General features: G+C 57.6%; 17 protein-coding genes. 13 read left to right on the forward strand and 4 right to left on the reverse strand.

Annotated features, from left to right (window positions below; translation table 11 throughout):
- The first annotated feature begins 2 nt into the window (after window positions 1-2).
- The 8 genes from odhB (at window position 3) to rluB (ending at window position 8,924) form a co-directional block, all read left to right on the forward strand.
- Window positions 3-1,226, forward strand: a complete 1,224-nt coding sequence (gene odhB, locus ARC85_RS17475) for a 2-oxoglutarate dehydrogenase complex dihydrolipoyllysine-residue succinyltransferase (RefSeq protein WP_011784663.1) — start codon at window positions 3-5, stop codon at window positions 1,224-1,226.
- Between the two features lie 35 nt (window positions 1,227-1,261).
- Entirely contained in the window at window positions 1,262-2,704 is a 1,443-nt protein-coding gene (lpdA, locus tag ARC85_RS17480) for a dihydrolipoyl dehydrogenase (protein ID WP_011784664.1), read from the forward strand.
- 196 nt (window positions 2,705-2,900) lie between these two features.
- The gene (gene sucC, locus ARC85_RS17485; protein ID WP_011784665.1) at window positions 2,901-4,067 is read left to right on the forward strand and encodes an ADP-forming succinate--CoA ligase subunit beta; all 1,167 of its coding nucleotides are present in this window, start codon (window positions 2,901-2,903) and stop codon (window positions 4,065-4,067) included.
- Window positions 4,067-4,939 carry a succinate--CoA ligase subunit alpha gene (sucD, locus tag ARC85_RS17490; protein WP_011784666.1) on the forward strand — a complete coding sequence of 291 codons (873 nt, stop codon included), beginning with the start codon at window positions 4,067-4,069 and terminating at the stop codon, window positions 4,937-4,939. The genes sucC and sucD overlap by 1 nt, the downstream gene beginning before the upstream one ends.
- A gap of 195 nt (window positions 4,940-5,134) precedes the next feature.
- Entirely contained in the window at window positions 5,135-6,349 is a 1,215-nt protein-coding gene (locus ARC85_RS17495; RefSeq protein WP_011784667.1) for a tryptophan--tRNA ligase, read from the forward strand.
- 37 nt (window positions 6,350-6,386) lie between these two features.
- Window positions 6,387-7,214, forward strand: coding sequence for a segregation and condensation protein A (locus ARC85_RS17500; protein ID WP_011784668.1), 828 nt, complete (start codon window positions 6,387-6,389; stop codon window positions 7,212-7,214).
- A 16-nt stretch (window positions 7,215-7,230) separates the two neighbouring features.
- The gene (scpB, locus tag ARC85_RS17505) at window positions 7,231-7,896 is read left to right on the forward strand and encodes an SMC-Scp complex subunit ScpB (RefSeq protein WP_011784669.1); all 666 of its coding nucleotides are present in this window, start codon (window positions 7,231-7,233) and stop codon (window positions 7,894-7,896) included.
- A gap of 41 nt (window positions 7,897-7,937) precedes the next feature.
- On the forward strand, window positions 7,938-8,924 hold the full coding sequence (gene rluB / locus ARC85_RS17510) for a 23S rRNA pseudouridine(2605) synthase RluB (protein WP_011784670.1): 987 nt from the start codon (window positions 7,938-7,940) through the stop codon (window positions 8,922-8,924).
- Between the two features lie 9 nt (window positions 8,925-8,933).
- On the opposite strand, the gene ARC85_RS17515 is transcribed toward rluB, so the two are convergent.
- A complete protein-coding gene (locus tag ARC85_RS17515) occupies window positions 8,934-9,860 on the reverse strand; it encodes a GGDEF domain-containing protein (protein ID WP_286715625.1) in 927 nt (308 codons plus the stop codon).
- A gap of 272 nt (window positions 9,861-10,132) precedes the next feature.
- Between ARC85_RS17515 and ARC85_RS17520 the strand changes: the two genes are divergently transcribed.
- The 5 genes from ARC85_RS17520 (at window position 10,133) to ARC85_RS17540 (ending at window position 20,400) form a co-directional block, all read left to right on the forward strand.
- Window positions 10,133-10,813 carry a GntR family transcriptional regulator gene (locus tag ARC85_RS17520; RefSeq protein ID WP_014421712.1) on the forward strand — a complete coding sequence of 227 codons (681 nt, stop codon included), beginning with the start codon at window positions 10,133-10,135 and terminating at the stop codon, window positions 10,811-10,813.
- 1 nt (window position 10,814) lies between these two features.
- Complete coding sequence (gene smc / locus ARC85_RS17525; RefSeq protein WP_286715627.1) at window positions 10,815-14,306, forward strand: chromosome segregation protein SMC; 3,492 nt, start codon at window positions 10,815-10,817, stop codon at window positions 14,304-14,306.
- A 130-nt stretch (window positions 14,307-14,436) separates the two neighbouring features.
- The gene (gene zipA, locus ARC85_RS17530) at window positions 14,437-15,453 is read left to right on the forward strand and encodes a cell division protein ZipA (RefSeq protein ID WP_286715629.1); all 1,017 of its coding nucleotides are present in this window, start codon (window positions 14,437-14,439) and stop codon (window positions 15,451-15,453) included.
- A gap of 24 nt (window positions 15,454-15,477) precedes the next feature.
- On the forward strand, window positions 15,478-17,514 hold the full coding sequence (ligA, locus tag ARC85_RS17535) for an NAD-dependent DNA ligase LigA (protein WP_286715631.1): 2,037 nt from the start codon (window positions 15,478-15,480) through the stop codon (window positions 17,512-17,514).
- 147 nt (window positions 17,515-17,661) lie between these two features.
- A complete protein-coding gene (locus ARC85_RS17540; protein WP_286715633.1) occupies window positions 17,662-20,400 on the forward strand; it encodes a hypothetical protein in 2,739 nt (912 codons plus the stop codon).
- A 27-nt stretch (window positions 20,401-20,427) separates the two neighbouring features.
- Here ARC85_RS17540 and ARC85_RS17545 read toward each other — a convergent pair whose 3' ends face one another.
- From ARC85_RS17545 to ARC85_RS17555, 3 genes are all read right to left on the reverse strand, one after another.
- Window positions 20,428-21,072 carry a CBS domain-containing protein gene (locus ARC85_RS17545; protein ID WP_011784677.1) on the reverse strand — a complete coding sequence of 215 codons (645 nt, stop codon included), beginning with the start codon at window positions 21,070-21,072 and terminating at the stop codon, window positions 20,428-20,430.
- A gap of 89 nt (window positions 21,073-21,161) precedes the next feature.
- Entirely contained in the window at window positions 21,162-23,057 is a 1,896-nt protein-coding gene (gene mnmC, locus ARC85_RS17550; protein ID WP_153740160.1) for a bifunctional tRNA (5-methylaminomethyl-2-thiouridine)(34)-methyltransferase MnmC2/FAD-dependent 5-carboxymethylaminomethyl-2-thiouridine(34) oxidoreductase MnmC1, read from the reverse strand.
- Between the two features lie 5 nt (window positions 23,058-23,062).
- Complete coding sequence (locus ARC85_RS17555; RefSeq protein ID WP_153740159.1) at window positions 23,063-23,671, reverse strand: peptidylprolyl isomerase; 609 nt, start codon at window positions 23,669-23,671, stop codon at window positions 23,063-23,065.
- Between the last annotated feature and the right edge of the window lie 175 nt (window positions 23,672-23,846).

Genomic DNA, 23,846 nt, shown 5'->3' on the forward strand with positions numbered 1-23,846 from the left:
TAATGTCAACAGAGATTAAAGCCCCCGTTTTCCCTGAGTCGGTTGCCGAAGGCACCGTCGCGACCTGGCACAAGCAGCCGGGTGAGGCCTGTTCCCGTGACGAGCTGATTGTCGATATCGAAACCGACAAGGTTGTGCTCGAAGTGGTTGCGCCGGCGGATGGTGTGATCGAAGAAGTTCTCAAGAACGAAGGCGACACCGTGGAAAGCGGTGAGGTCATCGGCAAGTTCAAGGAAGGCGCAGCAGGTGAATCCAAGCCGGCCGAGAGCAAGTCTGAAGCGAAAGCCGAAGCACCGAAAGCCGAGGAGAAATCCGAAGCTGCTTCCGGCGACGCCATTCTGAGCCCGGCTGCCCGCAAGCTGGCCGAAGAAAACAACGTTGACCCGAGCGCGGTAAAGGGCACCGGTAAAGATGGCCGTGTTACCAAGGAAGACGTTCAGAACTACGTGGACAGCAACAAATCTTCCGGTGGAGCGGCTGCCGCCAAGCCGGCAGCGATGCCTGAGGTGAACGTTGGCCAGGGCGAGCGCGCCGAGAAGCGGGTTCCGATGACCCGCCTGCGTGCCAGCATCGCCAAGCGTCTCGTTGATGCCCAGCAGACAGCAGCCATGCTGACCACCTTTAACGAGGTGAACATGGCGCCGATCATGGAACTGCGTAAGCAGTACCAGGACAGCTTCGTGAAGCGCCACGGCATCAAGCTGGGCTTCATGTCGTTTTTCACCAAAGCGGCTACCGAAGCTCTGAAGCGCTTCCCGGCAGTAAACGCCTCCATTGACGGCAACGACATGGTTTACCACGGCTATCAGGACGTAGGCGTAGCAGTATCCACCGACCGTGGCCTGGTGGTACCGGTTCTGCGTGACACCGACGCCATGGGTCTGGCCGACATCGAGAAGAAGATCGTCGAGTACGGTACCAAGGCGAAGGAAGGCAAGCTGGCCATTGAAGATATGACCGGTGGCACCTTCACCATCACCAACGGTGGTATTTTCGGGTCTCTGATCTCCACGCCGATCCTGAATCCGCCCCAGACTGCCATTCTGGGTATGCACAAGATCCAGGAGCGCCCGATGGCGGTAAATGGCAAGGTTGAGATTCTGCCGATGATGTACCTGGCGCTGTCATACGATCACCGTATGATCGATGGCAAGGAAGCGGTGCAGTTCCTGGTGGCGATCAAGGAAATGCTGGAAGACCCGGCACGTATCCTGCTGGATGTGTAATCTGACACTCAACGAATTCGATAACAGGAAAGATTATGTCCGATAAGTTCGACGTTATTGTCATTGGTGCAGGCCCCGGTGGTTACGTTGCTGCCATTAAAGCCGCTCAGTTGGGTCTTAAGACCGCCTGTGTTGAGTCCTGGACTGGTAAAGACGGCAAGAGCCAGGTGCTCGGTGGTACCTGCCTGAACGTAGGCTGTATCCCGTCCAAGGCCCTGCTGGAAGTGACTCACAAGTTTGAGGAAGCCAGCCACGATTACGACTCTATGGGCATCCTGGCCAAGGACGTGAAAATCGACGTTGCCAAGATGATGGAGCGCAAGGCTGGTATCGTTAAGCAGCTGACCGGTGGCATTGCTGGCCTGTTCAAGGCCAATGGCGTCACCTCGATCCACGGCCACGGCAAGTTGTTGGCCGGTCGTAAGGTGGAAGTCACCGACAAGGATGGCAAAACCAAGACCTACGAAGCCGACAACGTGATCATCGCCACCGGTTCCCGGCCGATCGAGATTCCGCCGGCGCCGTTCGACGGTGAGTACATCGTCGATTCCGAGGGTGCGCTGGAGTTTACCGAAGTGCCCAAGCGTCTTGGTGTGATCGGTGCCGGTGTTATTGGTCTGGAGCTGGGTAGCGTCTGGGCCCGCCTGGGTTCAGAAGTAACCGTGATCGAAGCGCAGGACAGTTTCCTGCCGGCGGTTGACCAGCAGTGTGCCAAGGATGCGTTGAAGCAGTTCCAGAAGCAGGGCCTGAACATCGTGATGGGCGCCCGCATGACTGGCGCGGAAGTCAAGCGCAAGCTGGTTAACGTCAGCTACGAAGACTCCAAGGGTAAGCAAGACGCCAAGTTTGACAAGCTGATCGTGGCTGTTGGCCGTCGTCCGTACACCGATGGTGCACTGGCTGAAGACTCCGGCGTGACCATGGATGAGCGGGGCTTTATTTTCGTAGACGACAACTGCAAGACCGAAGCACCGGGTGTCTGGGCCATCGGTGATGTGGTTCGTGGTCCAATGCTGGCCCACAAAGCGTCTGAAGAGGGCGTGATGGTTGCTGAGCGTATTGCCGGGCATAAGCCTCAGGTCAATTACGACTGCATCCCGAATGTCATCTATACCTTCCCTGAGGTTGCCTGGGTCGGCAAGACCGAAGAGCAGCTGAAAGCTGAAGGCGAAGAATACAACGTCGGAACCTTCCCGTTTGCGGCGAACGGTCGTGCCATGGCTGCCAATGCCGCTTCCGGTATGGTCAAGATCATCGCAGATGCGAAGACCGACCGTATTCTTGGCTTCCACGTGGTGGGTCCGCAGGCGTCTGAAATCGTTGCCCAGGGCGTGATCGCCATGGAATTCGGTTCAAGCGCAGAAGATCTGGCCCTGACCTGTTTCGCGCACCCGACTCTGTCCGAGTCTGTGCACGAAGCGGCCCTGGCCGTTGCTGGCGGTGCGATTCACGTCGCCAACCGTCGCAAGAAGAAGTAACGCATTGTCGGAATACGGGGCGCCAACTGGGGCGCCCCGCTGCCATCATAACGGCGGCTTTTCGCATGTGTGACCGGCAGGCCGAGGCGATCCCTGGCCTGCCAGAACGAATTCGTTCCAGCTGCACCAATGGCGGTGCACTGACGGGTTCATTTCCGTACGTGGTTATCCTCCATCAATAGACGGGACATTAACTATGAATTTGCACGAATATCAGGGCAAGCAGCTGTTCGCTGAGTACGGCCTGCCCGTATCCAAAGGCATTGCCTGCGATACTCCCAAGGAAGCCGTAGCAGCGGCAGACGAAATCGGCGGTGACGGCTGGGTAGTGAAAGCCCAGGTTCACGCCGGTGGTCGCGGCAAGGCCGGCGGTGTAAAGCTGGTCAAGAGCAAAGAAGAGATCCGTGAATTCGCCGAAAAGTGGCTGGGTAAGAACCTGGTTACCTACCAGACCGACGAAAACGGCCAGCCAGTCAGCAAGATTCTGGTTGAATCCCTCACCGACATCGATCAGGAACTTTACCTGGGCGCTGTGGTAGACCGTGGTTCCCGTCGTATCGTTTTCATGGCCTCCACTGAAGGTGGCGTGGAAATCGAGAAGGTTGCCGAAGAAACTCCGGAAAAGATCCTGAAAGCCGAAATTGATCCGCTGGTCGGCGCGCAGCCGTACCAGGGTCGTGAACTGGCATTCAAGCTGGGCCTGGAAGGCAAGCAGATCGGTCAGTTCACCAAGATTTTCCTGGGCCTGGCCAAACTGTTTGAAGAGTGCGACCTGGCTCTGGTTGAGATCAACCCGCTGGTGATCACCCCGGCTGGTGACCTGCACTGCCTCGACGCCAAAGTAGGTGTAGACGGCAACGCACTGTACCGTCAGAAGAAAATCCACGAGATGCACGATCCCTCCCAGGAAGATTCCCGGGAAGCGGAAGCGGCCAAGTGGGAGCTCAACTATGTTGCGCTGGAAGGCAACATCGGCTGCATGGTTAACGGTGCTGGCCTGGCCATGGGCACCATGGACATCATCAAGCTGTCCGGCGGCCAGCCTGCCAACTTCCTGGACGTAGGCGGCGGCGCAACCAAAGAGCGCGTATCCGAAGCGTTCAAGATCATCCTGTCTGACGACGCGGTACAGGCCGTTCTGGTTAACATCTTCGGTGGTATTGTTCGCTGCGACATGATCGCTGAGGGCATCATCGGTGCGGTTAAAGAAGTCGGCGTTAAAGTGCCTGTTGTGGTTCGTCTGGAAGGCAACAACGCGGAGCTGGGTACCAAGGTACTCGCCGAAAGTGGCCTGAACATCATCGCCGCCACCAGCCTGGCGGACGCCGCAGAGCAAGTCGTTAAAGCCGCAGGGGGTAAATAATGAGCATCCTGATCAACAAAGACACCAAGGTTATCTGCCAGGGCTTTACCGGCGCACAGGGTACCTTCCACTCTGAGCAGGCCATCGCTTATGGCACCAAGATGGTAGGTGGTGTCAGCCCCGGTAAGGGCGGCACTGAGCATCTGGGTCTGCCGGTGTTCAACACCGTACGTGAAGCGGTAGAAAAGACCGGCGCTGAAGCGACCGTCATTTACGTTCCGGCTCCGTTCTGTAAAGACGCCATCATCGAAGCGGCCGACGCCGGTATTCAGCTGATCGTTTGTATCACTGAAGGTATTCCGACCATCGACATGCTGTACGCCAAAGAATACGTTGATCGTAAAGGCGTTCGCATGATCGGCCCGAACTGCCCGGGCGTGATCACTCCGGACGAGTGCAAGATCGGCATCATGCCTGGCCATATCCACAAGAAGGGTAAGGTTGGTATCGTGTCCCGTTCCGGCACCCTGACCTACGAAGCGGTCAAGCAGACCACGGACTTCGGCTACGGTCAGTCCACCTGTATCGGTATCGGTGGCGACCCGATTCCTGGCTCCAACTTCATCGACATTCTGAAGCTGCTGCAGGAAGATCCGGAAACCGAAGCCATCGTCATGATTGGTGAGATCGGTGGTACCGCTGAGGAAGAAGCGGCTGCGTTCATCAAAGAGAACGTCACCAAGCCGGTGGTTTCCTACATTGCCGGTGTCACTGCACCTCCGGGCAAGCGTATGGGCCATGCTGGCGCCATCATCTCTGGTGGTAAGGGTACGGCGGACGAGAAGTTTGCTGCCCTGGAAGACGCCGGTGTTAAAACCGTGCGCAGCCTGGCCGAAATCGGCAAGGCCCTGAAGGAAGTGACTGGCTGGTAAAGCAGCCCTGAGCTTCACCAAAACCCCCGGATTCGCGAGAATTCCGGGGGTTTTGCGTTATAGAGCCTCGGTTTTGTGCCGCATTGCTTAACGCCGGCGAGTGTAAAGACTATAATGCCCGGTCAGCCTGATTTCAGCGGCCGGTTTAGGCGCTGATCTCCGGCGCTCTATAAACAGAAAGAAGGAGTTCGTGCTTTGAGTTCTGTCGATTCCCAGCAAAGAGTGTTGTCCGGCATGCGTCCGACCGGCAAGCTGCACCTCGGCCACTACCATGGTGTGCTGAAAAACTGGGTCAAGCTCCAGCACGAGTATGAGTGCTTCTTCTTTGTGGCGGACTGGCACGCCCTGACCACGCAATACGATGATCCCTCAGGCATTGAGCAAAGCGTATGGGATATGGTCATCGACTGGCTGGCGGCCGGAGTTAATCCGGGCTCGTCCACCATGTTTATCCAGTCCCAGGTACCGGAACACGCCGAGCTGCACCTGTTGTTGTCTATGATCACGCCCCTGGGCTGGCTGGAACGCATTCCTACCTACAAGGATCAGCAGGAAAAGCTGCGGGAAAAGGATCTGGCCACCTACGGCTTCCTCGGTTACCCGCTGCTCCAGACTGCGGATATCCTGATGTATCGTGCAGGCAAGGTGCCGGTTGGTGCTGATCAGGTATCCCACGTTGAGATTACCCGTGAAATCGCCCGTCGGTTTAACCACATCTATGGTCGCGAGCCCGGTTTCGAAGAGCAGGCCGAGGCCGCTATCGTCAAGATGGGCAAAAAGAACGCGAAACTCTATCGCAACCTGAAAAAACGGTATCAGGAAGAAGGCGATTTTGAGGCGCTTGAGACCGCACGGGCCCTGCTGAAAGAACAGCAGAACATTTCGCTGGGTGACCGCGAGCGGCTATACGGTTTCATTGAAGGCGGCGGCAAGGTGATACTGCCGGAGCCGCAGCCGTTGCTGACGCCGGAATCCAAGATGCCGGGGCTGGACGGACAGAAGATGTCCAAGTCTTACAACAATTACATTGGCTTGCGTGAAGATCCGGACAGTGTTGCTCAAAAGATCCGGACCATGCAAACCGACCCGCAGCGGGTGCGACGGACAGACCCGGGCGAGCCGGAGAAGTGCCCGGTCTGGGGTATGCACAAAGTCTACTCGGACGAGCAGACCTGCCAGTGGGTACAGGAAGGCTGCCGCAGCGCCGGTATTGGCTGCCTGGACTGCAAAAAGCCGCTGATCGATGCCATCATCGAGGAACAGAAGCCGTTGCATGAGCGTGCCCGGGAATACGAGAGCAATCCGGATCTGGTGCATTCCATTCTGCAGGAAGGGCGAGAGCATGCGCGCGATGCCGCCCGTGATACCCTGGAAGAAGTCCGTGCAGCGATGGGGCTCAGCTACCGCTGATTCCTGACCGCCAATAACGTCAAAGGCTGGCAAAGGCATGACCGAAGACACCAGGGAGCCGGAAGAAGCGCAGGCAACGACACCGGAACAGGTGCCGCTGGCGCTCGTATCCGGCAAACCCCTGGTGGATATCCCCAAGGATCTATATATCCCGCCGGATGCCCTCGCGGTTTTTCTGGAGGCCTTTGAGGGGCCGCTGGATTTGCTGCTCTACCTCATTCGCCGCCAGAACATGAATATCCTCGATATTGATGTCAGTGAAATCACACGCCAGTACATGGATTACATTGGTGCGGTGGAAGCGATGCGGTTCGAGCTGGCAGCCGAGTACCTGGTGATGGCTGCGACCCTGGCGGAGATTAAATCCCGTATGTTGCTACCCCGCCAGGAGAGTGACGATGAAGACGATATTGACCCCCGGGCAGAGCTGATTCGCCGGCTGCAGCAGTACGAACGCTTCAAGAAGGCTGCGGAGGATATCGATGAGATCCCGCGCATGGAACGGGATACCTATCCGGCTTCCGCTGCTTTACCCAAGCTTCCGTCATCGCAACCCCATCCGGACGTTGATATGAAGGAGCTGTTACTGGCGTTGCAGGGTGTTTTGCAGAGGGCGGATCTGTTTACCAGCCACCATGTCGAGAAAGAGCGGTTATCGACAAGGGAGCGGATGTCCCACATTCTGTCTGTGCTGCAGGGCGACCGGTTCGTAACATTCGAGAGCCTGTTTACCCTTGAAGAGGGCCGGCTTGGCGTGGTGGTCACCTTTCTTGCCACACTGGAACTGGTGAAAGAACAGCTGATTGAAATCGTTCAGGCGGAAGTGCTCGGCCCCATTCATGTCAGGGCGCGGGCGGCAAGCTGAAGGATCGAGTGACACTATGAACGAAGAACATCTGGCCCGTATTCAGGCTATTGCGGAGGCGGCACTGTTGGCGGCCGGCAAGCCGTTGTCTCTGGAGCAGCTGCGCGAGCTGTTTGGCGAAGATGAGCGCCCGGCCCGGCAGGTGATGGAGCATGCGCTGATGATGCTGGAGCAATCCTGCGAAGGCCGCGGCTTCGAGCTTAGTAAGGTTGCCAGCGGGTACCGATTGCAGGTCAGGGAAGAGTTTGCGCCATGGGTTGGTCGGCTGTATGAGGAAAAGCCCCAGCGTTATTCCCGGGCGCTTCTCGAAACTCTGGCCCTGATTGCCTATCGTCAGCCCATCACCCGTGGCGAGATCGAGGATATTCGTGGTGTTACGGTAAGCAGCAATATCATTCGAACACTGCTTGAGCGAGAGTGGGTGCGCGTGGTCGGTCATCGGGATGTCCCTGGGCGGCCTGCCATGTATGCCACCACACGCCAGTTCCTCGATTATTTCAACCTGACCGGGCTGGATGAACTGCCTCCGCTTTCTGAGGTGCGTGACCTTGAGGAAATCGGTCGGGAAATAGAGCAGAACATGCAGGGAGAGATCAAATTCGACTCTCCTGATGGTTCCGGTGCCAGTCCGGACTCTGACTCGGAGTCCCAGGCGCCTGAATCGGATCAGACACTTCACTGAAACCCAGGTTTCAGCCCCGTATATCAAGGATATCTACCCTTATGGCGGCAAAAGGCCCCGAAAACAAAACAGCCCGTAGCGATCAGTCTCTAAGTGCAGGCCCCGAGCGGGTGCAGAAGCTGCTTGCCCGCGCCGGCGTTGGCTCCCGGCGGGAAGTGGAAGGCTGGATAGAGGCCGGTCGACTGCTGGTCAATGGCGTTCCGGTTCAGCCTGGCCAGAAGGCTTCCACTTCTGATCGTTTTGAGCTTGATGGCAAGCTGCTGGACGTGAGTTCAGCTGCCGAAGTTGTGCGTCGGGTGCTGATTTACAACAAGCCGGAAGGTGAGGTGACCAGCCGGAAAGACCCGGAAGGGCGGCCCACGGTGTTTGACCGCCTGCCGCGGCTCAAGGACCAGCGCTGGATCTCCATTGGGCGTCTGGATATCAACACTACCGGTCTGGTGTTGTTTACCACTGACGGTGAGTTGGCGAATCGCTTGATGCATCCCTCCAGTCAGATTGACCGGGAATACGCGGTTCGGGTATTCGGTGAAGTGGATGACGCCATGATTGAGCGCCTGAAGGAAGGTGTGCTGCTTGAAGACGGCATGGCCAAGTTTACCGATATCAGCCCGGCGGGTGGCAAAGGTATGAACCAGTGGTTCCACGTAACCTTGCTGGAAGGTCGCAACCGGGAGGTGCGCCGTCTTTGGGAATCTCAGGGCGTTCGGGTGAGTCGTCTCAAGCGGGTACGGTATGGACCGATCTTCCTGCCCAGCCGGTTGACCATGGGCCGTTGGGAAGAGCTGGATCAGAAGGGTGTTGATGCGCTGAGCCGTGCCGTCGGGCTCGGCAGCGTTGCTGTACCTCAGAAAACTCCGGGAGAGCAGGCTGCCCATGATCGCAAGCGCCGCAAGAGTCCTGGTAAATCACTGCAACGGACGCGTAAAGGTGGAAGCTGGCAAGTCGCCGATGGTGCGCCGCCAAAAGCCCGGTCAGATTCCCGCGGGAAGCCATCTGCAGGCAAGGGCAGAAAGCCAGCACGCTGAGGCCTCTCTTCAGGAAATACTTGCGAATACCCGCGTGCAGTTTCTGCCGGCCGCCTTGGCCCGGTAGAGTGCTTCGTCGGCCCGGGCAAGCCATTGCTCGGGCTGTTCATCCGTCAGATGCATCGCCACACCGCAACTGGCGGTAACCGTCAAAGGTGTTTCACCACCGTCCACTCGAATGCTTTCAATGGCACCCCGAATCCGATCTGCTACGTCACGGGCTTCCTGCTCGTTGGTATGAGGCAGGAGAATGGCAAACTCCTCACCACCAAAGCGATAGACCGTGTCGGAATTACGCAGGGCCTGCTCAAGCTTTTCTGCGGTGCGAGCGAGAATGTGGTCGCCAACCACGTGGCCGTGGTTGTCGTTAATCAGTTTGAAGTGATCCAGATCGCACAGGATCAAGCTCCAGGGGGCGCCGTGTCTGTCCGCCATGGCGCTGGCGCGCTGGAGCGCCTCGACCAGTGCCCGTTTGTTGCCAATGCCAGTCAGGGAATCCGTCAGTGCGGTCTGTTCGATGGCAATGAACTGGCAGGCATTGCGAATATGGCAGATCGCACCGGAGAGCATCATCTCGATACCCGTCAGTTCCTCTTCGCTGAATCGCTGGCGACGGTGTAACGTCAGAGTGCCATACTGGTGACCTTCCAGAGAGAGACGGTATTCGCAGCGATGGGGTCCGCCCATGCCAGTGGAAAAAACAAAGTCCTGACGGGCGATGCGGTGCCGGTAATTGAGTGAGTCGAAAGGCACCATGTCTGTCATCTCCTCCGCCAGAATCGACAGTTGCGCCTCGAGGGAGAGAGTGGTGCTCAGGCGTCTGGCCAGCCGGGCCATGACATCGGAGGTGTTGTTCCAGTCCTGGAACGACTGCTTCAAAGCGGCAAGCCGCGCGGGGCGGGAAGTGTTTGGCCGGATCGATGTCAGGTTTTTCACAGTAGGACGCTCTGCTGGTGACAAAGTGATTTGCTGTACCAATAAGCAGAAAAAATGCCATAATATAAAAAACCAATAAAAACAACAGGTAAATGTCTCCTTTTAAAGTCGATTCTATAAACTGGCAGATAATATTTGCCTGGTTGTCAAAATTCCGGCAGCGGGTTGCCGGTTCTGAAGACGTGCAATCGAAATGTCGGACAAAGGGGTGGGGCTGCCAAAAGCCTGTGATAAACTCCTGCGCTTGAATGTACCAAGTGAGCTGTCGATTTATGAGATTTCAGGCACCGGAAAGCCTATCCGAACAGATTGCCCAGCATCTGGGGCAGCGCATTGTTGTTCGCGATCTCAAGCCGGGAGAGCGAATTCAGGAGCTCAAGGTCTCCGGCGATCTGAATGTCAGCCGCGGCTCCGTGCGTGAGGCTCTGCTGATTCTCGAGCGGCGTCATCTGGTTGAGATCTATCCCCGGCGCGGGGCGGTGGTGTCGGAGCTGACGATAGACTCGGTGAATGCCCTTTACGATATTTACATTGATCTGCTGTGCATGTTGGCTCGCAAGGTGCTGGAGCGTTGGCCAGGTGAACAGCTCGGCGGTGTGATGGGTCAGGTTAATGAAATGCAGGCGGTTATTGATGCCCTCAACTCCAATGCGCCCGATGCCGCTGAGCGGGTCATTGAAGCGGGGTTCGGGGTCATGCAGTATGCCTACCGCCTGGTCGAGAATCCCTTTCTTGAGGAAACCCTGGAAAACTTCCGTCCCGCCATCAGCCGGACCTATTACGTGGCGCTGGATCATTTCCGAAGTGAGATCGCAGAAACCGGTACCTTCTTCCGTCGTCTGGCCGATGCTGCCGTTGAGGGTGATTCCGAGCGTCTGCAACGGGTTATTCAGGACTTTGGCGAGCATCAGCGCCACCAGGTTCTGAGTATTCTCACGGAGGAGACCGCCTGATATGCGGCTGAAGTCCATCAAGCTCGCGGGGTTCAAATCCTTCGTTGATCCCACTACGGTGCCTTTCCCCTCCAACATGACCGCGGTGGTGGGCCCTAACGGCTGTGGCAAGTCCAATATTATCGATGCCGTTCGCTGGGTAATGGGTGAAAGTTCCGCGAAGTACCTGCGTGGCGAATCGATGACCGACGTTATCTTCAATGGTTCCAGTGCCCGCAAGCCGGTGGGACAGGCGTCGATTGAACTTGTTTTTGACAACAGTGACGGATCGGCGCCCGGCGAGTTTGTGAAGTTCAACGAGATTTCGGTAAAACGCCGGGTATCCCGGGAAGGGCAATCCGAGTATTTCCTGAATGGCTCCAAATGCCGTCGTCGTGACATTACCGATCTGTTCCTTGGCACCGGTCTCGGGCCGCGCAGTTACGCCATTATCGAGCAGGGCATGATTTCCCGGCTGATTGAAGCGAAACCCGAAGAATTGCGGGTATACATCGAGGAAGCTGCGGGCATTTCCAAGTACAAGGAACGGAGGCGGGAAACGGAGAACCGTATTCGCCGCACCCAGGAGAACCTGGAGCGGCTGACAGACCTTCGCGAAGAGCTTGGACGCCAACTGCAGCACCTGGAACGTCAGGCTGCAGCCGCGGAAAAATACAAAGCCTATAAACAGGAAGAGCGCGAAAAGAAAGCCGAGCTAACGGTGTTGCGCTGGAAAGCCCTTGATGACGATCTTCAGACCTGGCGCGGAAAAATCCGCGATACCGAGCTGGAACTTGAGAAGTTCCTGACCGAAAGGGTGAACCTGGAAACTTCGCTGGAATCGCTCCGGGAAGACCACCATGAACGGACCGAGCACTTTAACCGGGCTCAGGCCCGGTACTATGAGGCCGGGGCCGACATTGCCCGTATTGAGCAAAGTCTGGAGCACCAGCGCGAGCGCAGCCGACAGACTGCGGCAGAGCTGGATCAGGCCATGGCCAACGAGCGCGAATTAGGCCGCGAACTGGAACAGGATGAAGAAAAGCTGGCCACGCTCCGGGAAGAGCTCGACATGATCGAGCCTGAGCAGGAGGCATTGGCGATACGTTCAGAGGAGTCGGCCGAGAAGCTCCAGCAGGCAGAAGAGGCCATGAGTGACTGGCAGCACCGCTGGGATGAGTTCAGTACCCGTTCATCGGATGCCCGCCGGCAGGCCGAACTGGCGCAATCCCGAATTCGCTCTCTTGAAGACGCCATCGAACAGCTGAAAACCCGACAACAGAAATTGCGCGATGAGCAGGCGCTGCTGGACGGACAATTGGATCGCTCGGAGCTCGAGCAGCTTCTGGAAGAACAGGAAACCCTGGAACTGAAAAGGGAAGAAACCGCGGAGCGTATTCAGCAACTGCAGGATCAGGTGTATTCGAGCCGACAGGCTTTGCGCGACGCCGAACAGAGTTCATCTGAATATCGCCAGACGGTACAAAGCCTCAAAGCCACGATGGAGTCCCAGCAGGCACTGCTGGACGAACAAATGGGTGCAGGCGACGATGCCCTGCAATCGTGGCTGGCCGATCATGGGCTGACCGACGCGCCGCGACTTGCTGCGAAATTGTCGATTGAGGACGGCTGGGAGTTTGCCGTCGAGCAGGTCATTGGCCGCTTCACTCAGGGCCTGACATTGCCGGAATTCGATCAACTGGCTACGGCGCTGGAATCGGCCCCCAAAGGTTTTGCGGTGGTCAGTGACCGTGCCGTTGCCTCCGAAACCCGTGGCCTGGCGGCCAAGGTCAGTGGTGTCGGGGCGATCAGCCAGCTGCTTTCTTCGGTTCAGGCTGCGGATACCCTTTCTGAAGCCATGGCCAACCGATCTGGTCTGGCGCCTGGCGAGAGCATCATCACCCGGGACGGTGTCTGGCTCTCTCGTGACTGGTTGCTGATGCCTGACTCCGATGCTGCTCAGGTTGGTGTGATTGAGCGTCAGAAAAAGGTAACGGAATTGCAGGCAAAGCTGGCGGAAGCAGAAGCCAGGCTGGAGCAGGCAACCGAGCAACTCGAGCATCTCCAGGAGAGGGCGGAGCGTGCCGAAACCGAACGGGACGAGGCTCAAGCCCGCCACAGCGACGTTGAGCGGGAGCTTGGGGCTCTGGCCTCACGTGCCAGTGGTCTGAAAGCCAGGGCAGAGCAGATTGAAGCCCGGCTGTCCCGGATCAGGGAAGACATTGCGGATGTGGGCCTGGCGTTGGAAGAGCAGCAGGCCAACCTCCAGGAAGCCCGTGAAGAGTGGGATATTGCACTCGCATCCAGCGAGGACAGTGAGGAAGAGAAAGAGCAGTTGCTGGAGCAACGGGATTCCCTGAGGGAAACACTGGACCGCCTGCGCCAGGAAGCCCGGCATGACCGTGATCACGCTCATCAACTGCAACTACAGTTGCAGACCCTCCAGAGCCAGCGCGACGGACTGCAGCAGACTATCGACCGGATGCAGATGCAGAAAGAGCGCCTGCAAGAGCGGCTGGATGTACTCAGGGAATCCCGCGAAAGTGCCGAGGAACCTATTGAGGATCTCCAGTTGCAACTTGAAGGCTTGCTGGAACGACGACTGGCCGAAGAAGAAAAGCTCAGTGCCGCCCGGGATGCCCTGGAAGAGATTGATCGACAGGTTCGTGATCGCGAACAGGGGCGGAGCCGAACCGAGCATCAGGTTCAGGAAATCCGGGCTCGGCTGGAAAAACTGAAGATGGAATCCCAGGCCCTGGAAATTCGCTCCGGCAACCATATTGAGCAGCTCAAGGAACTCGACGTTAAGCTCCAGGAAGTGCTCGAACAGCTGCCAGAGGATGCTGAAGAAAAGGTCTGGGCTGAAGAGCTGGAGAAAATCGGTAACCGTATCCAGCGTCTGGGAGCAATTAACCTCGCGGCCATTGAAGAGTATCAGGTACAAAGTGAGCGAAAGACCTACCTGGACGAGCAGCACAACGACCTGATGGAAGCGCTGGAAACCCTGGACAATGCTATCCGGAAAATTGACCGGGAAACCCGGCAGCGCTTCAAAGAGACGTTTGATCAGGTGAATGGCGGCCTGCAGGCCCTTTTCCCGAAAGTATTCGGTGGCGGCAATGCCTATCTCGAGTTGACCGGGGAAGACTTGCTGGAGACTGGCGTGGCCATCATGGCGAGGCCGCCGGGCAAGAAGAACAGCACCATCCACCTGTTGTCGGGGGGTGAGAAGGCGCTGACAGCCATCGCGCTTGTGTTCTCGATTTTCCAGCTCAATCCCGCTCCGTTCTGTATGCTGGACGAAGTGGACGCGCCGCTGGACGACGCCAACGTGGGTCGCTACGCGAATATGGTTAAGGAGATGTCGAAACAGGTTCAGTTCATCTACATTACCCATAATAAGATCGCCATGGAAATGGCGGATCAGTTAATGGGGGTCACCATGCACGAACCCGGCTGCTCGCGGCTGGTATCTGTTGATGTGGATGAGGCCGCCGCGCTGGCTGAGGCCTGATAGGCGCAGTGGTTGGTGAAATGCTCGCCAACCATGACAATAACGCCATCTGGGCCCGGTGTGCGTTGTATTCATTACGGGCTTTTCTTAGAGTAGCAACGTTCCAAACTGCAAACAGGACAGCAGCATTATGTCACTTAGGGAATGGTTAATTGCCATAGGTACCCTGGTTATTATTGGAATTGTGATTGACGGTGTGCGCCGTATGCGGCGTGCCCGGAAGGAATCCATGGCCATTTCGTCCGGTATGGGGGCTGACGAGCTCAAGGATTCCCCGTTGGATGATGACTTCAACCCGGAATTGCCAAACGGTGGTGCTCGCACGGTTTCCCGCTCGACACTGGAAGACCGGGGCTATCTGAAGCGCGATATGTCCGCGCCCGTAAGTACTGATCAAGAAGACGATGTAACCCCGGAATCTGGCTGGAGCGCCCGGGACGACGATGAGGATGACGGTATCCTGAGTCCGCCCAGGGTCGTGAAACCGGAAACAGAAGAATCCGAGCCCGTTGAGCCCGAGGCGGTCAAAACTCCGGCAACGGAGGTGGATAGATCGAAAACCAGGCCCTCCGTTCCTGAAAAGGCCAAAGCCGAACCCGAACCCAGAGCGGAAGAGCCGCCGGTGGTTACCACCGAGGTTGAGGAAGATACCGCCAGGCGAACGCCCAACAAGTCGCGCAAGAATCAGCCCCTGGCCGGAGCCAATCGCCCCGAGGCCAGGGAAGTGCTGGTGATTAACGTGTTGGCTCGCAGCGGCGAGCAGTTCCAGGGCAGCAAGCTCAAGAGCCTGTTTGAGGCCTGCGGCCTGGAGCATGGCGATATGGACATTTACCACCGCCATGAATCCGAGGACACCACCACGCCTGTGCAGTTCAGTGTGGCCAATGCCGTGGAGCCGGGTACCTTCCGCCCGCAGGACATGGCCGGCCTCAGCACCCCTGGTATCAGTTTCTTCATGAGCCTGCCGGGGCCCACCAATGCGTTGCAGGCCTTCGAGTTTATGCTTGAAACTGCCCAGTGCGTAGTCCGAAACCTTGGTGGTGAACTGAAAGATGAGCGCCGAAGCGTAATGACGCCGCAAACCATTGAGCACTGTCGCCAGCGCATTCGTGAGTTTGAACGCAAACAACGCTCCCAGCGAGCCTAGCAGCCCGTCCGGACCCCAGACCCGATGACCAACGTTCCCGAAACTATCCGGAAGCGCGTGGACTCTCTGCGCGCTACCCTCGAAGACCACAATTACTACTATTACGTTCAGGACGACCCCAGGATCCCCGACGCCGAGTACGATCGGTTGTTTCGGGAGTTGCAGAAGCTCGAAGCCGAACACCCGGAACTGGCGACGGAGGATTCGCCGACCCGCCGGGTAGGCAGCAGCGCTGAGACCAGTTTCGAGGAAGTTATCCATCGCCTGCCAATGCTGTCACTGGATAATGCCTTCAGTGAGGACGAACTCCGGGATTTTGACCGTCGGGTTCGTGACCGGTTGGGAGCGGACGGGGCCATTGAGTATGTCTGTGAGCCCAAGCTGGACGGTCTCGCCGTCAGCCTGCACTACGAAAACGGTACATTAACCCGTGCCGCGACCCGGGGTGACGGCTATACCGGCGAAGATATCACCGCCAATATTCGTACCATTCCGTCGGTACCTCTCAAGCTGCGTGGCTCGGGATATCCGGATCTTGTTGAGGTCCGCGGCGAGGTGTACATGCCCCGTGCCGGTTTCGAGAAGCTGAATGAGCGCCTGGCAGAGCAGGGCGAGAAGACCTTTGTAAATCCCCGCAACGCTGCTGCCGGAAGCCTGCGCCAGAAGAAATCGACGGTAACCGCCAGGCGCCCGTTGGAGCTGTGTGCCTACAGTATGGCGGTAACTGATGAAAGTGTACTGCCTGAAACTCATTGGGACAGTTTGCAGCTTGTCCGGGGCTGGGGCTTCCGGATTAATCCGGAAATGCGCAAGGCTGAGGGCGTGGAAGCCTGTCTGGATGCCTACAACGAATTGATGGCCAAGCGCGACAGCTTGCCTTACGAAATCGATGGCATCGTGTTCAAGGTAAACCGTCTCGATCTTCAACAGGAGCTGGGTTTTGTTTCCCGCGCCCCGCGTTGGGCGATCGCCCACAAGTTTCCGGCCCAGGAAGAGCTGACGATCATTGAAGATGTGGAATTCCAGGTGGGCCGAACCGGAGCAGTAACACCGGTAGCCCGCCTGAAACCGGTGTTTGTCGGCGGCGTGACCGTGTCAAATGCGACCCTGCACAATATGGATGAGATCCGACGCCTGGACGTTCATATCGGCGATACGGTGTTTATTCGCCGGGCTGGCGATGTTATCCCGCAGGTAGTGAAGGTGGTGCCGGAAAAGCGCCCGGCCAAGGCGCCGACGGTTGAAATGCCCGAGCACTGCCCGGTCTGTGGCTCGGATATTGTCCAGATTGAAGGAGAAGCCGTTGCGCGGTGTTCGGGCGGTCTCTATTGCCCGGCTCAGCGCAAGGAAGCGATCCGGCATTATGCCTCCCGGAAAGCCATGGATATTGAGGGCCTTGGGGACCGCTTGATCGAGATGTTGGTGGACGAAGGTATGGTCAGCACCGTGGCGGATCTTTACCGGCTGACGAAATTTCAGATCGCAAGTCTGGAGCGCATGGGCGACAAATCTGCGGCAAATCTTGTTGCCGCCATCGATCGCTCCCGTGAACCGGTGCTTTGGCGTTTCCTTTATGCACTTGGTATTCGTGAAGTGGGTGAGGCCACGGCCAAGGGGCTGGCAGCCCATTTCGGCACGCTGGAAGCGATTTCCGAAGCGGATGAAGCGTCTCTCCAGACGGTGCCTGACGTCGGGCCGATTGTGGCCGGTCATATCCGGAGCTTCTTTGGTCAGCCCCATAATCAGGAAACACTGGCGGCGCTGAAAAAGGCCGGCGTCACCTGGCAGGAAGAGCAAGTGCTGTCAGTCGATGAACAGCCTCTCAGTGGTCAGACCTGGGTATTGACCGGCACTCTCTCAGGCATGACACGGGATCAAGCCAAGGAAAAGCTTGAGCAGCTCGGTGCCAAGGTTGCTGGTAGTGTCTCCAAAAAAACCGCCTGCGTTGTCGCAGGCGAGGCCGCTGGCTCCAAGCTGGCCAAGGCTGAGCAGTTGGGGGTGCCGGTGTTGGACGAGGAGGGGCTGGCCAATCTGCTGCGGGAGCATGGTATCGAGGTCTGAGGGCTGCTGGCCAAAGAATCTGAGAACTCGCGCAGATCGCTCCGGATTCAAATTGGCTACCATGGCGTTGATCTGTAACGGTGTGTAAACCGGATGCCAGGCATCCGGGCACGGCCATAACAATAACGTCATGAAACGGATTTTTGCATGCGCGCCGATTTGTTCTCCCGCTCAACCGCCTCGGGCCGCCTCCTTGGTGTTGCCCTGATTGCCCTGGCAGCAACCGGCTGCAAGACCGAAAAAGATCCTGACCAGCCCACGTTGTTGGGGGCGCCACCGACCACCGCCTATCTGGGGGTGGAGTATTACTACAACTGGGGCGCCTATGGCGGCGAAAGCATTCTCGATTACTCACTGACTAATGCACCATCCTGGCTTGCGCTGGAAGACACCAGCAATAAGGCGCGTCAGGGTATTATCATGCGCGGTGTGCCTGGGCTATCCGGGGGCAACCGGGGTGAAGCTGATCTTGGCCAGACCGAGAATATCGAGATAGTCACCACGGACGGCCGCATGGCGGGTTTTCAGCCGTTTGATATCGACGTCAAGCGGAACGTTATCACCTTAGCCGGAGCCAATCTGAAAGAAGGTGAAAGCCAGGACTCCGAAGACGAGTTGGAAGAAGGGTGTGCGGTGCCTGAGCTTGATGCCGGCTCCTATTCTTACGAGCTCCAGAAGTTCACGGGTGAGGGCGCGCCGGATGGAACTGAGTCAGTCACCTACCCAACAAAGCGCGCGTATGTAAAAGTAAATCTGGATCAACCCTCCGTTACCGAAGTCAAAATCGCCTTTGAGCTGCGTTCTGATTTCGACCCAACTGCCTGTGACAATGACGAAACTGATCCCGCCCATCAGGCCTGCAAATATAGCCGCGCCAACACCGGTGCGATTATTATTGGCGAAGACCTTGTTGCGCTCAGCGACGAACTGAATCACCCCGTTGATAAAGAGGGTAACCCCCTCGAGTACGTCGAGTATGACACGACTGGCGATACGGTAACCGGCGGTGTTGTGACACTGAAGCCCGGTCTTACCGAGTGCTATATCCCCTTTGAAGTGGTTGACGACCTGCTTCCCGAGCCAACAGAAGTGGCGACCATGGTTCTGACCGAAGTACGCCAGGGCATTGCCTCCCTGGGCAATGGTAGCGTTGAGGTCAAGGCCAACCTTTCAATTGAGGATAACGAGCCGCTACTCAGCATAGAAACCGTCAATGGCGGTAGTCGCGATACGATCAATACCGAGACGACTCGTGAGTATCGCGCCATTCTCACGGGTGACCGTAAAACCCTGTTCAGAGCCAAGCTGACAAGAATTGGTGAGCTGACCGGTGTTGTCGAGGACGAGACTTTCGAGATTGTTGAGAAGAATGCTCAGGGTACCTACGACCCAATTGAGGAGCTGGTATTCCCGCTGGAGCAGGATGAAATCACCTTTGGTGTGCGTGCGCTTGTTTACAACAATCTTCAGGATGAATTGGACGACAACGCAGCGCCTATTGGCGTCGATGTAAATTACCAGGCTGGCCGGGCCGGATATGCGAGGGGCGAGTCTGAAACACTGCTGAGGTTGAACCTTAACCGTCTGATTGAACCGCTGGTCTGGAGTGATGGCTTTATGGCAACGGATGTGTCGCTGGGCCATGAGGGCCGGGTGTTTGTTGCTGGTTACCTTCCAGGGAACAATCAGGTCCAGGTCCGCATTTATGACCAGGCGGGTACGGAGCTGCAGATTGTTGAGGTGACAGACCCGGCGATAGCGCTGCAACCTTCAGACGTATTCCTGGACGTTGGGGTACGAACGGTCACTGAAAACAATAACCGTGTGAATCGTTATGAAATTGCCGTTGCTTTTAGCTCTGACCAAGCAGAACCGGGTGCTCCCGTTGGCGGGTCTGATGCGGTAACGGCCCTGTTCCATTATGACGGTGCTTCGGGGAACTATCTTCCGAGCTGGACCGGAAACAATATCTTCAGAATTGGCACGCCGGCGGACGATTCGGTGCGATGGGTGGGCATTAACGGCACCACTGGTTATGTGTTGGTGGGCGGCGAAACCCTCGGTGCCTGGAATACCGGTGCCTACCAGGGCGGCACCGACAGTTTCCTGGCCCGCATTGATACGGCGGAGAACGCAGGAGCTCTGGAGCCGACCCTGGCCTGGACGCGGCAGGTTGGCTCATCAGGTGATGAGACGGTAGTCGGTGGTAGCTCACAAGGCTCCCTGGCTCTGTTGTTCGGGGCGTCGCCAATGACGCTGGATGGCCTGGGAAATGTTGGCCCGTATTTCTTCAATGGCAACACCGGAGAGTCACCGACCGTGCATCAGGTGGGTGAAGACAGTTCTGAATCGCTCGGGGACGGTCTGTATGGTGGTGCCGGGGTGGTGCTGGTCGGCGACGCACCCTATAGCTACCGATTCCGTGAAGCTCAGCCAGAGGATGCCGGTACCGAAAATGCGGAGGATGAGATTATTCGCTCGCGGCTGGATAATCGGGCCGGCTTTGTTTTGGGATTCAATACGTCAGGCGAACCTCTGAGCGCGTACACCGTTGATGATGCGGGCGATCTATCCAACGAATTCCTGACCAGTGGTGTCCGGTTTGACGGTGATATTGTGGTGTCGGGCAATACCAACGGGAGCTTTGTTGAAGGCCAGGCGGCGCCGGTGACTGGCACAGAGAGTATCCTGGCGAGAGTGGATACATCCGAATCTGGCGTAGCCTTCCGCAACTGGCGTAGGCAACTGGCATTCGAAGGTCTGGACATTCTCGATCTGGAGAATTACCGCGACGATGAAGTGGTGGCGTTGGTAAACCGAAATGGCGAAAGGATGCTGCTTGTTTTCAGCCCGGAAGGTGAGTTACTGACACCGATAACGCCGTAATCCTCCGGGTTGCAGGTCCGGGGTGGGTCAGACTGCCCCTTCCTGTCGGCCCCCATTGGCATAGAGCTTCAGGTAGTCGGTGCTGGTGACCACGCCGGCGGGTTGTCCGGCAGCATTGATGACCAGGGCCGCATTCAGCCGGTGAGCGAGCATCAGGCGTGCCAGTTGATGGGCATCGGTTTCGGGAGATGCAGTCAGAAAAGCCGGAAGTTCAATGTGAATCAGGCTTTGGTTCAAAGCTTCCGAACTGTTCTCGTGAATCCACGAAAGAAGCCATCGCAGGTCGATCAGGCCTGCGACATTGTTATCCGAGAGCACGACCAGATGGTGAACGCCGTGTTCTTCCATGGTCTCCAGTGCCTCTGCGACGGTGGCAGAAGCAGGAACCGAAAACTGCGCTGGCGAGCTGATGTCGGCGACGGGCAGGTAAACCCTTTCCTCCCGACGTTCGCCCGCAGCAGCGGCACCATACTCCTGAAGTGCCCGGAAGCTGCTACCACCACCGCCGCTGTGCACGGCCTGCTGGAACTCGGCGTCGGTAGCCTCGCTGTGTTCGGCAGAAATGGACGCAGACTCCGACAGCTCGGTGACATCGCCCACCCGGCGACTTCGGAACGCTTCGGGTAACCGGGTCCCGATCGGGCGTCCGGGTTCACTGACGAAAATGGACATGGTTCCACCTCTCCGGGGATTTCCCCTTTACTGCCACCTTATGAAGGTTTATCGGCCGCCGGACCGTTCGCTATAGCTCAAGTTTATTACTATACGGTTAGTTGGTTCCGGTAAAGGCGTCCCGTTTCCACACGACGGGCGAGCCGGGTATTCAGGCAGGCCGGTTGCTGGCAGATCCGGTCGGCCAGATATTCCGCCAGCAGGGGAGCCCACACCAGGCCTTTGCTGCCGAAACCGGTGAGCAGATACACGCCGGTCCGGGATATCTCATTGTTGTCGGGGCACGGACCTGCCACCGGCTGATAGTCGTGTGTGGCGCAGCGGAATGCGACGCGTCCCTCCAGGTGTTCTGCCTGTATGTGCTCTGAGATGTTTATGGAGGGCAGCAGTTCCCGAAGCTGGTCCAGGTTTTCCTGATGTCCCTCGGGCGTTGGTTCGGGGTTATCGTCGCGAAGATCAAATGTGGCACCGGTTATGGCACTGCCGTCATAAGCGGGGTTCAGGTATTTGGTGCCACAAATGACTACGTCTGGAAACCGGCAGCCGTCTGCGGGTATACGAGTGACCTGTCCGCGAATGGGCTTGAGGCGCAGCGACTGACCCTCAGGTACAGGCGCGAGGGCAGTGCTTTCATGGCCGGCAGCAAGCACAACCTTTGCGGCTCTGAGAGATCTCCCGTCACTGGCCTGAATGACCCAGTGGTTGTCTGTCCACCTCAGCGTATCGGCCTTGAATCCGAAAATCGTGCGGATGAGCGGGTGCTCAATCAGCGTTTTGCACGCACGGGCCGGTTGTAACCACCCGGAACCCGGAAACCATAGCCCTTCGCACTGGACCGGTATGCCGGCAATACGACTAGCTTCTGTGGGTGATACGGCAGCCAGAAGGTTTTCGGGGTAGCTGCTGCGTTCCAGAAACCGCTTTTGGCGATCCTGCTCCTGGTCTGTGGCTGCGAGCTGCAGCAACCCGCATGGGTACCAGAACTCGCCCTGCCAGCGTTGGTAGAAGCGCTGACTGAAGCAAAGCGCGGTGGCTGCGAGCTCTGTCTGGTCGTTGTACTCGACACCGAGTTTTACATACAGGGCACCCTGGTCATTACCGGAAGCTCCTGCACCGGGGCCACTGGCCTGGTCGGCAAGCACCACCGGAACGCCCCGTTCCGCCAGGTTGCGGGCCAGAGCGGCACCGGCGATCCCGGCGCCAATGATGACGATGGGGTCAGTTCCGACAGTGGGGGCAGTGACCTCTTCCGACGTTGGCAGCCTGCCGGTCAGCATTTCCCGCTTGCGCCCGAAGCCGGGAACTTTCGCCATCTCAAAGCCTTCATCTGCCAGCGCACGACGAACCCTGCCGACCGAGGTGAAGGTGGCCAGGGTGGTGCCGGGCTGGCTGTGAGCCCGAATCTGATGAATGGCTTTTTCAAGCCACATGTCCGGGTTCAGCGACGGCGCAAATCCATCAAGGAACCAGGCGTCGGCCACGAATTCCAGTTCGTTCCAAGCGTCCAGTACATCGCCAAAACAGAGGGTAAGCCTGATCGCGCCGCCGCCAAGTACCAGGCGGTGAGTGCCTTTGATCAGCGGTGGGTAGTTCTCAATCAGCTCCCGTGCCAGGGGCTGCAGCCCCGGCCAGCTCTCCAGGGCCTTTTCCAGATCAGCCAGAGCCAGGGGGTAGCGCTCCACCGAGATGAAGTGAAGAATCGCGTGGTCTTGATCGTCAGGTCGTTGAGCCAGCCACTCCGCCCAGGTCGCCAGGAAGTTGAGCCCGGTGCCGAAACCTGTCTCGGCGATCACAAAGTGGCTGTTCCTGTCGAGTTCGGCGAAGCGCCCGGGTAGTCCATTTCTTTCGATGAACACGTAACGGGTCTCGGCCAGGCCGTCATCTCGGCTGAAGTAGACGTCGCCAAAGCGGGCTGATTCAGGCACTCCGTCTTGCCATATCAGCTCCGCCGGTTCCATTGCCGGCGGACGAAGGTCGGTGATCATGGAACTCAGTTGTCTTTTGTGATTTCTTCGGCGGACTCGATAATGACCGGGCTCACGGGAACATCGGCCATTCCGCGCTGGTAGCCGGTCTGGACTCCTGCGATACGATCAATCACACCCATGCCCTCGGTCACCTTGCCGAAAACCGCATAGCCTGGGCCCCGAACTCCGGCGTTCAGGAAATCATTGTTGGCCACATTGATGAAAAACTGGCTGGTGGCAGAATCCGGTGCATTGGTTCGGGCCATGGCGATGGTGCCTCGGAGATTGGGCAGAGTGCTGGTAGCTTCGTTCACGATGGGAGCTCGGGTCTGTTTACGCCCCAGGTTCTCATCGAATCCGCCGGCCTGAACCATGAAGCCGGGAATAACCCGGTGAAAGATGGTGCCATCGTAAAAACCGCTGTTTACGTAAGCCAGAAAGTTTTCCACGGTTTTGGGCGCAACATCGGGCCGAAGCTGAAGCACGAAAGAGCCCTCCGTCGTGACAAAACGGACCTCAGGAAGTGCCGGTTCCTCGTTCTGCGCCACGGCTGGTGAGGTGGTCAGCAGAGTGGCAACGAAGGCAAACAGGACAGACATCACAATCGGGACGAGTTTTACGGGATTTGTCATTTCAAGGCAGCTCTCTGTTACAGGTGGTGACCAGAATACTGAGATAATCCGGTTATTACGTAGTTTGTGCAGATCTTAACAGATCATTACGCCATTAAGGGCAAATCAGAACAGCACGCTCAGAGGTTGTGGGCTACGCTTCACTTGACTGTTGAATACCGGGCCGGGTTGTACG

It is taken from the genome of Marinobacter sp. tcs-11, from assembly GCF_002049515.1.
GTDB lineage: Bacteria > Pseudomonadota > Gammaproteobacteria > Pseudomonadales > Oleiphilaceae > Marinobacter > Marinobacter nauticus.

Excerpts from the sequence above, each read along its gene's own strand:
- rluB (WP_011784670.1), top strand. The coding sequence starts at position 7,938 with ATGGCGGCAAAAGGCCCCGAAAACAAAACAGCCCGTAGCGATCAGTCT.
- mnmC (WP_153740160.1), bottom strand. The coding sequence starts at position 23,057 with ATGATCACCGACCTTCGTCCGCCGGCAATGGAACCGGCGGAGCTGATA.
- odhB (WP_011784663.1), top strand. The coding sequence starts at position 3 with ATGTCAACAGAGATTAAAGCCCCCGTTTTCCCTGAGTCGGTTGCCGAA.
- ARC85_RS17545 (WP_011784677.1), bottom strand. The coding sequence starts at position 21,072 with ATGTCCATTTTCGTCAGTGAACCCGGACGCCCGATCGGGACCCGGTTA.
- sucC (WP_011784665.1), top strand. The coding sequence starts at position 2,901 with ATGAATTTGCACGAATATCAGGGCAAGCAGCTGTTCGCTGAGTACGGC.
- ARC85_RS17555 (WP_153740159.1), bottom strand. The coding sequence starts at position 23,671 with ATGACAAATCCCGTAAAACTCGTCCCGATTGTGATGTCTGTCCTGTTT.
- ligA (WP_286715631.1), top strand. The coding sequence starts at position 15,478 with ATGACCAACGTTCCCGAAACTATCCGGAAGCGCGTGGACTCTCTGCGC.
- smc (WP_286715627.1), top strand. The coding sequence starts at position 10,815 with ATGCGGCTGAAGTCCATCAAGCTCGCGGGGTTCAAATCCTTCGTTGAT.
- zipA (WP_286715629.1), top strand. The coding sequence starts at position 14,437 with ATGTCACTTAGGGAATGGTTAATTGCCATAGGTACCCTGGTTATTATT.
- ARC85_RS17500 (WP_011784668.1), top strand. The coding sequence starts at position 6,387 with ATGACCGAAGACACCAGGGAGCCGGAAGAAGCGCAGGCAACGACACCG.
- sucD (WP_011784666.1), top strand. The coding sequence starts at position 4,067 with ATGAGCATCCTGATCAACAAAGACACCAAGGTTATCTGCCAGGGCTTT.
- ARC85_RS17540 (WP_286715633.1), top strand. The coding sequence starts at position 17,662 with ATGCGCGCCGATTTGTTCTCCCGCTCAACCGCCTCGGGCCGCCTCCTT.
- scpB (WP_011784669.1), top strand. The coding sequence starts at position 7,231 with ATGAACGAAGAACATCTGGCCCGTATTCAGGCTATTGCGGAGGCGGCA.
- lpdA (WP_011784664.1), top strand. The coding sequence starts at position 1,262 with ATGTCCGATAAGTTCGACGTTATTGTCATTGGTGCAGGCCCCGGTGGT.
- ARC85_RS17520 (WP_014421712.1), top strand. The coding sequence starts at position 10,133 with ATGAGATTTCAGGCACCGGAAAGCCTATCCGAACAGATTGCCCAGCAT.